The organism is Allobaculum fili, assembly GCF_020969955.1.
Taxonomy (GTDB): Bacteria; Bacillota_I; Bacilli_A; order Erysipelotrichales; family Erysipelotrichaceae; genus Allobaculum; species Allobaculum fili.
The window spans coordinates 1-6355 of record NZ_JAHDSX010000075.1 but is presented as its reverse complement, the minus strand read 5'-3'; the positions used below and the strand labels follow the sequence as shown (position 1 = coordinate 6355).

7 protein-coding genes are annotated in these 6355 nt (G+C 41.5%); 2 read left to right on the top strand and 5 right to left on the bottom strand.

The features are described from left to right. Positions 1 to 240: 240 nt before the first annotated feature. The 3 genes from Afil_RS10410 to Afil_RS10400 are packed head-to-tail and all read right to left on the bottom strand — an operon-like array spanning position 241 to position 1604. A complete protein-coding gene (locus tag Afil_RS10410; protein ID WP_230268495.1) occupies positions 241 to 606 on the bottom strand; it encodes a hypothetical protein in 366 nt (121 codons plus the stop codon). Continuing rightward, positions 584 to 1408: a hypothetical protein gene (locus Afil_RS10405; protein ID WP_230268494.1), complete on the bottom strand. Its 825-nt coding sequence runs from the start codon at positions 1406 to 1408 to the stop codon at positions 584 to 586. The genes Afil_RS10410 and Afil_RS10405 overlap by 23 nt, the downstream gene beginning before the upstream one ends. Beyond that, positions 1398 to 1604 carry a hypothetical protein gene (locus tag Afil_RS10400; RefSeq protein ID WP_230268493.1) on the bottom strand — a complete coding sequence of 69 codons (207 nt, stop codon included), beginning with the start codon at positions 1602 to 1604 and terminating at the stop codon, positions 1398 to 1400. The genes Afil_RS10405 and Afil_RS10400 overlap by 11 nt, the downstream gene beginning before the upstream one ends. Before the next feature lie 752 nt (positions 1605 to 2356). Between Afil_RS10400 and Afil_RS10395 the strand changes: the two genes are divergently transcribed. Further along, the gene (locus Afil_RS10395) at positions 2357 to 2608 is read left to right on the top strand and encodes a DUF2800 domain-containing protein (RefSeq protein WP_230268492.1); all 252 of its coding nucleotides are present in this window, start codon (positions 2357 to 2359) and stop codon (positions 2606 to 2608) included. A 64-nt stretch (positions 2609 to 2672) separates the two neighbouring features. Here Afil_RS10395 and Afil_RS10390 read toward each other — a convergent pair whose 3' ends face one another. Both Afil_RS10390 and Afil_RS10385 read right to left on the bottom strand, forming a co-directional pair. After that, positions 2673 to 4781, bottom strand: coding sequence for a glycerophosphodiester phosphodiesterase (locus tag Afil_RS10390; RefSeq protein ID WP_230268491.1), 2109 nt, complete (start codon positions 4779 to 4781; stop codon positions 2673 to 2675). A 52-nt stretch (positions 4782 to 4833) separates the two neighbouring features. Then, positions 4834 to 5214 (bottom strand): hypothetical protein, encoded by a 381-nt coding sequence (locus tag Afil_RS10385; protein ID WP_230268490.1) that lies wholly within the window; start codon positions 5212 to 5214, stop codon positions 4834 to 4836. A gap of 486 nt (positions 5215 to 5700) precedes the next feature. Here Afil_RS10385 and Afil_RS10380 point away from each other — a divergent pair. Beyond that, positions 5701 to 6355 (top strand): IS256 family transposase (locus Afil_RS10380; protein WP_230268489.1); only part of this gene is annotated, 655 nt, incomplete at its 3' end.

Genomic DNA, 6355 nt, shown 5'->3' with positions numbered 1-6355 from the left:
AGAAAGTGTCCGCAATTAGGGAACAGATCAAAACGATCGTCCAGTAGTTGGGGTCGCTGCTAATCGGGTGTCCTTGGAATAGGTTGACTCTAAAAAAATTGTCCACTTTCTGGGGTACAGTTTATAGCGACAAGTCAGAAGTTGATAATTCAAAAAGCTAACAGAACCTATATTGAAATAGAGAACTGCTAGCTTGAAATCGCGTTTTATATTTATAGTTAATATTGTTTAACATCTAGTTTAATCAGGAAGATCATCTATAACATCCATATCATAAATATCAATCAAAACAGTCATATCATGACTGCACGTGATTCGCACTGCATCCCCAATTTTGGGGATATAGCTATTTGATATAAAATCTTTCAGTTCAAAACAATAGACATTTTTTGAAAGTGGAAGCTCAACATTTGATTCATCTGGAATAACAGTTATACAGAAATTCTTCTCTCCTGCTGATATTACATTTCCCGTTAGATAGTAGCCAGCTGATCTCCCGTGATCACCTATATACTGCACACCGAGTATTGTCAGAATGCATAACCCTATGACGGCTAATAGCTGAAAAATTAAACTTCTATCATTACCAGATAATTGTCGTCGCATAATTCGAGTTGACCTCCATTTTCCTGTTCCCCCAACCATCATTTACTATGGTGTAGAATCCAGTGGAATTCGAACGATATCCATAACCAGTTACAAAATGGTTGGAATAGGTAGGGTGGTTAAACAGATTTAGAATATAGGGAGTTCCATAAGAATCCACACGACCAATAACATATTCGTCAGTATATCCGTCCAATCCACCGGAATGGCTTAACCCTTGAGATCCTATAAAGTTCATCATCTCAGTAGATACAGTTCCAGAATAAGCACCCGCATAACTTGAGTTTTTCATTTTGTTCCAAAGATGATTAATGAGAGAAACCCCATCACTACTTTCTAAACTACTTGGGACGTACCGGCCATTCCTATAAATGTCATACCACCGCACCAGCATCGCTGCTGCCACCGCTCCGCATCTGCCATCAGGATTATAACTATAGCTTGGAACGGTACCAGAAATTGTGTTATAAGCATTCATGATACGTCTAACAGACTTATCAGATCGGATAGATTGTTTAGACTCTAATTCTCTCGTCTCAATAGATTTAACCCTCATAATGAAGTTATCTGTATCTGTGAAAACCTCGTTCGATTTAACATCAATAAAACCATCTTCAGTGATTTCAAACAAGGATAGCGGCCCAGAATAGATATAATCATTATTCGAGAATGAATACTCATTTTCTTTTGACAGGCTAAACTCACAGATCAAGTCGTCTGTCAGATCATAGATTAAATATCCTCCCTGAGCAAAAGGAATATAATAATATCTGGGATTCTGATCTGAGTCATTAAGCGGCATAGTTTTTTTCAAACAACAAATCCACTTCAAGTGAGGCTCTAAACTGTTGTAGCGTATTAGATTCCTCGAGAAAAGCATTGGCTGGAATGGGAATATCAAACGCTAATCCCTTTACAGCGATTACAGGTATAGAAGATACGAAAATCGAGAGTGAAATAGCGATATTCGCTAGTAACTTCTTAATTTTTGATCTCATAAATGTTTTCCTTTACGAAAATCAGGCTTTGTTTTATTCCTTACGCTCAGCAGCCAATCTCTCTGTCTAGATTCATGTTGGTAAATAGCAGTGTGAAAATTTGAGCGTAAGGCGTGCTATCAGTAATTTCATGCACCTCATTGTTGAACCTCCGATAGTGGGTTAAGCATTCTCTTCCTTACTAGATGAGTAATCTTACTACACGTATAATATAGACGTTTGATTTAGGTCGATGGTATTTAATTGTATTTTGTATGTCTTGAAAACTTTTATCCGAGTTGTGAGATTGTAATCAGGTCAGAGTTAATCGACCGAAGAAAGCAGGATATGATTCCATTGCAGTGCAAAATTATTTAAATGAAATTCTTAGGTAAGGCTTTGTGGTCATGAACCGTTTTTCGGTTTTTGGCCACTTTTTTTATTTTCCCTGTCACACTCCATCCATTTCCATGGCTACCTAGTGAAAGAGGTAATCACCATGGATGAATTCCAAAAAGAACTTCTCATCGTTCTCAACCGGATGGCTGATGGACTCTCTGCTCCAAAAGTCTCATCTGGATAAGCAAAGCCCGAAAAAAGCCTGAACAGCCAAGACTTACGCTTGAAGAAGTCCGTGCAATTCTCGCTGAAAAATCCAGAGCCGGTTTTACAGCGCAGATCCAGCAGCTTCTTGAAAAGTATGGCGCTAGCAAACTTTCCAAAATTGATCCTGCTCACTACCAGGCTCTTGTCAATGATGCGGAGGGATTGAAATGAGTCACAGCATCCTCTCTCCATCCACATCCCATCGTTGGCTTCATTGTACGCCATCGGCAAGACTTGAAGAACTCTATCCGGATACTTCCGGTCTTGCAGCCAAGGAAGGTACTGCCGCTCACACCTTGTGTGAGTACAAGCTGAAGACCGCTCTTGGTATGAAGTCCGTTCGTCCAGAATCTGACTTCCAGGATGGGGTTCTGTTTGACGCTTTCTGCCTGAAGGCAGGGGTTTTACGGCGCATTTGATAAAAAAGCTCCTGACGAGTTTTATGATTCTCGCAGGAGTTATGAGTATTTGATTGATTTTGTATTAATTTTCCATATCTTCCAGATTTTCGCAGATTGTATTGGTGCAGCCGTAATCAAAAGATTGAAGAATTTGATCCTTGCTTTTAGCAGTCCAGGAAATGACAGGAATGTGCAGCATCGTTTTGATTTTCTCAACATTTCCCTCATGCAGAAAGTCGAGGTCATAACTTACAAAATCCGGCTGCAGCTCTTCAATCCGTTCTAATTGATGACAGTCGATTCGCTGATCTGACGCGTTGAAGCCATATTTCTCTTCGAATTCGCTGACAATAATCCCTGACGGAATAAGGCAGTCGCGTTCATTCACCATATTTACAATTCGAACATCCGAAGAATGGATCGCTATTGGTGAACCGGTTCTTCCTGTATTGATTGTAAAGATGTGCTGGTAATTTACAGAATACTGATGAATGGTCTCGATGATTTTTGAAACCTGCGCTTTGCAGGCGGCAGATAGTTCTCCTTCTCGTTCTGCTCCATGGCTGTACGGAACTTCATGAGCTTTCCCCGCATTTGATAAAGAATTGTTTATAGTCTTTATTTCGATTAAAATCGGAATTCTGCCGCTGATCAGCTTTAGAAATTCATCGAGCGTCAGAACAGTTTCTTCGGGACGGGTACGGTTGTAAATTCTTAGGTCCCCAAGCGAAGTATTCTTTAGCTTGTTTGGATCTTTGCATATCTCCTGCGCAAAATCTTCATCTAAACGTCCTACTACAATCGTACCATCGCTCAATGTAAACAAATCGACTTCGACAGGATGCTCTTTATTGATACAGTGCCGGAAAGCCTGCAAAGTATGGGGCTTTAGATGTTCTTTGGCAATTCCTCGATGAACAATCTTTGAATTTTGGGTTTCCATCCAGTCAATTTCAGGATGACCATAAAATGGTCTGGAATCACTGGTTTTCAAACGCAGAACATTGTCTTTAAAAAACTTAAACATCGCTTTCGTTTCTTCGTCTTTTTGCAGGAGAAAGAAGGATGGCCGCTTGCCATCACGTTCGATATCCGCTGCATACAGGTCGATTTTCATGTAGTTATTATACTTGTCTGCACTGTTGAATTCCGCCAGCATAATTCCATATGGCAGTGCGACAGGAGTCAGGTATACATGGAGATCTGCTTCTGGGTGTTTACGCATGAACGCAAACAGCTTGTTGAGGTTGGATAGAATGATCTGATCCTTGTTAATGGTCAGATTCTCTGGATTCATTTTATATAGTGCAGCATCCATAGCAGCGTGCGAATGCGGGTCGGTAAGAATAATATTGACGGTAATCTTTCCTTCAATCAGATGGCGGTTAAACCAGATTTTCATCTGGTCTGTCTGTTCATAGCTTTTCGCAATGCTGGCTCCTGAAATAAACGAGCTGGAAGCAAAGTTTAGCAGTGTCAAAGAGCGAACATTATACAGTCTTGCGTACAGCGGAAACTGGTCTGACTCCAGTTCTTCTTTTGCATCAAGATAAACATTCGGTTTGTGTTCATGGATTTTGTCGGCGATGCTTTCGTTGCCGATGCGGATACGGTTATAAATCTGTTCAAAAATTTCCTGGCTGTTTTCCGGCGTATAATTGAGCATTTTGACAGTAGTTATCCGTTCCGCATTTTCGCTTCCATACAGACTTACCAGCAGATCCTTGTCGATCAGATCGTTTCTTGATTCGCCAATGCAGACATTGATAAACGAAAGGTTCGGATTATTGAAAGCCTGAAGGAGTTCGTGATAAGTAATGCTTTTATCGATAGTCTGCTCGTCCGATGAGTCCTGTGGAAAACCGTCAAAGAAATTTGGCGTAAATGGAATAATGAAATACTCGACCGATTTCATTATTATTGACAGGCTGCTTTTGAAGTTTCCGCTGCGGTCTTCTCTTTCTGATAAGTAGATTTCACCAAGACTGTCTTTGGCAAAAGCAGTATGCGTTAGAAAATCATGGAGCTTTTCGGCAAATTTCTTTCCTTCACTATTTCCAGAAGTTTCACCCCGGTAACAGAGGAATACACGATATTTATCTGAAAGCCGTTCTTCATCATTGCTGTTCACTGTTGTTTCCAAAGCAGAGACTGTTTTCGATTTGTCGTACTCTTTGTCACTAGAACTCATAACTGTTTCCTTTCCCCTGCTAACTCTCTTTCTCAGTCTTTAATGTCTCGAATCAATAAGACAGGTCATATTTGATACTCTCATAATCATCCTGGCAAAGACGTTCAAAATTAACCAGATCGACGTGAGCAGGCGCCACTTCCCGGATCACTTTGTTCGTATATCCATCAGACTGCTGCTGGAGCTGTTTGATTTCTTTCAAAGGCAGATATTTCCATCCTTTGGCGATATAGTAAGCACTCCAGTGCCGATGCTCTATTTTTGCTAATTCCAGGACAGGAGCACAATCCAGGTCATGGAGTCTTGTTACAAAACGATGTACGTTGCTGTATTGCGGTTCGTGGTCTTCGGACATCACAAACAGAGGATCTTTCCCATGGAATAAGCTTTGATAAGCATCGTTGCCATAGCAGTTGATTAAATACTGAACCATTTTCTCTTTCCTCTCACGATGAAGAGCCTGGTTTCGATTGGATTCCCGGTCGGCTACGCATAATTGCTCCCACTTCTCTGGTTCCTTGTCTTTATTAGATGCGCGTTCTTCCCATAACTGGCTGTATTGCCAATGAGCATACCTAGCTTGCTGATCATCATAAGCGAATACAGGCGCAGCACATATGAACCGATAAATTAACTTTTCCTTGACTCTGTAAAAGCGAGTCGGAGCAGCCTGTTAAAAATTATCAGGATCAAATCTGATGAAGTTCCTTCCACCAACAAATCTGAATTTGAATATATCACTGCCCTTTAGAACGGTCTCTTTTGTATTACTTTTTTCACTAGATATGTAATCGCTGTTAGATCCGGTAACAATACCAAGTGCAAAATGAGAGTGTAAGGTCTTTTGTGTAAATTCCATCAAGACATCAGACTGATACAACCAGCTTGAGCCTGACAAATTTTTACAAGGAGACCACTTATGCCACGTAAAGCTAAAGCTGCACCAACCATTCAGGAACAGATTGCTTCAACCATCGTTAAGGAATACAAACCTAAGACGTTTAAAGAAGCCGCAGACCTCATCAAGGAAATCTTTGGCCCTGTCCTTGAACAGATGCTCCAGGGAGAACTTGATGCGCATCTCGGTTATACCAGCGGATCGCATGATCCTAAATCGACAGAGAATCGCCACAATGGCTATTCTGAGAAGACGGTAAGGTCTTCTCAGGGCGAACTGGATCTGCGTATCCCTCGTGATCGCCTTGGTACATTCGAACCGCAGGCTGTTCCTAAAGGCAGCCGGGATATTTCCGATATCGAGGACAAGATCCTGCGTATGTATGGGCAGGGTATGTCACAGCGCGACATCTCCGACATCATTCAGGATATCTATGGCTTCCCGGTCTCTGCGGATACGATTTCAAACATCACTGATCGTGTCTATCCGGTTGTTGATGAGTGGCGTCATCGTCCCCTGAAGAAGTGCTATCCTTTCGTATTCGTCGATTGCCTTTACGTATCAGTGAAAACCGATCATGGTGCCAAAGAACAGGCTGTATATGTGGTTCTTGGCTATGACACGGAAGGCTGCAAAGATATCCTTGGCATCTGGATCGGCGAGAGCGAATCCAGGC

Bases quoted from the DNA above. Each gene is read 5' to 3' on its own strand.
- Afil_RS10390 (WP_230268491.1), bottom strand. From the start codon at position 4,781: ATGAGTTCTAGTGACAAAGAGTACGACAAATCGAAAACAGTCTCTGCT.
- Afil_RS10385 (WP_230268490.1), bottom strand. From the start codon at position 5,214: ATGGTTCAGTATTTAATCAACTGCTATGGCAACGATGCTTATCAAAGC.
- Afil_RS10410 (WP_230268495.1), bottom strand. From the start codon at position 606: ATGCGACGACAATTATCTGGTAATGATAGAAGTTTAATTTTTCAGCTA.
- Afil_RS10405 (WP_230268494.1), bottom strand. From the start codon at position 1,408: ATGCCGCTTAATGACTCAGATCAGAATCCCAGATATTATTATATTCCT.
- Afil_RS10400 (WP_230268493.1), bottom strand. From the start codon at position 1,604: ATGAGATCAAAAATTAAGAAGTTACTAGCGAATATCGCTATTTCACTC.
- Afil_RS10395 (WP_230268492.1), top strand. From the start codon at position 2,357: ATGAGTCACAGCATCCTCTCTCCATCCACATCCCATCGTTGGCTTCAT.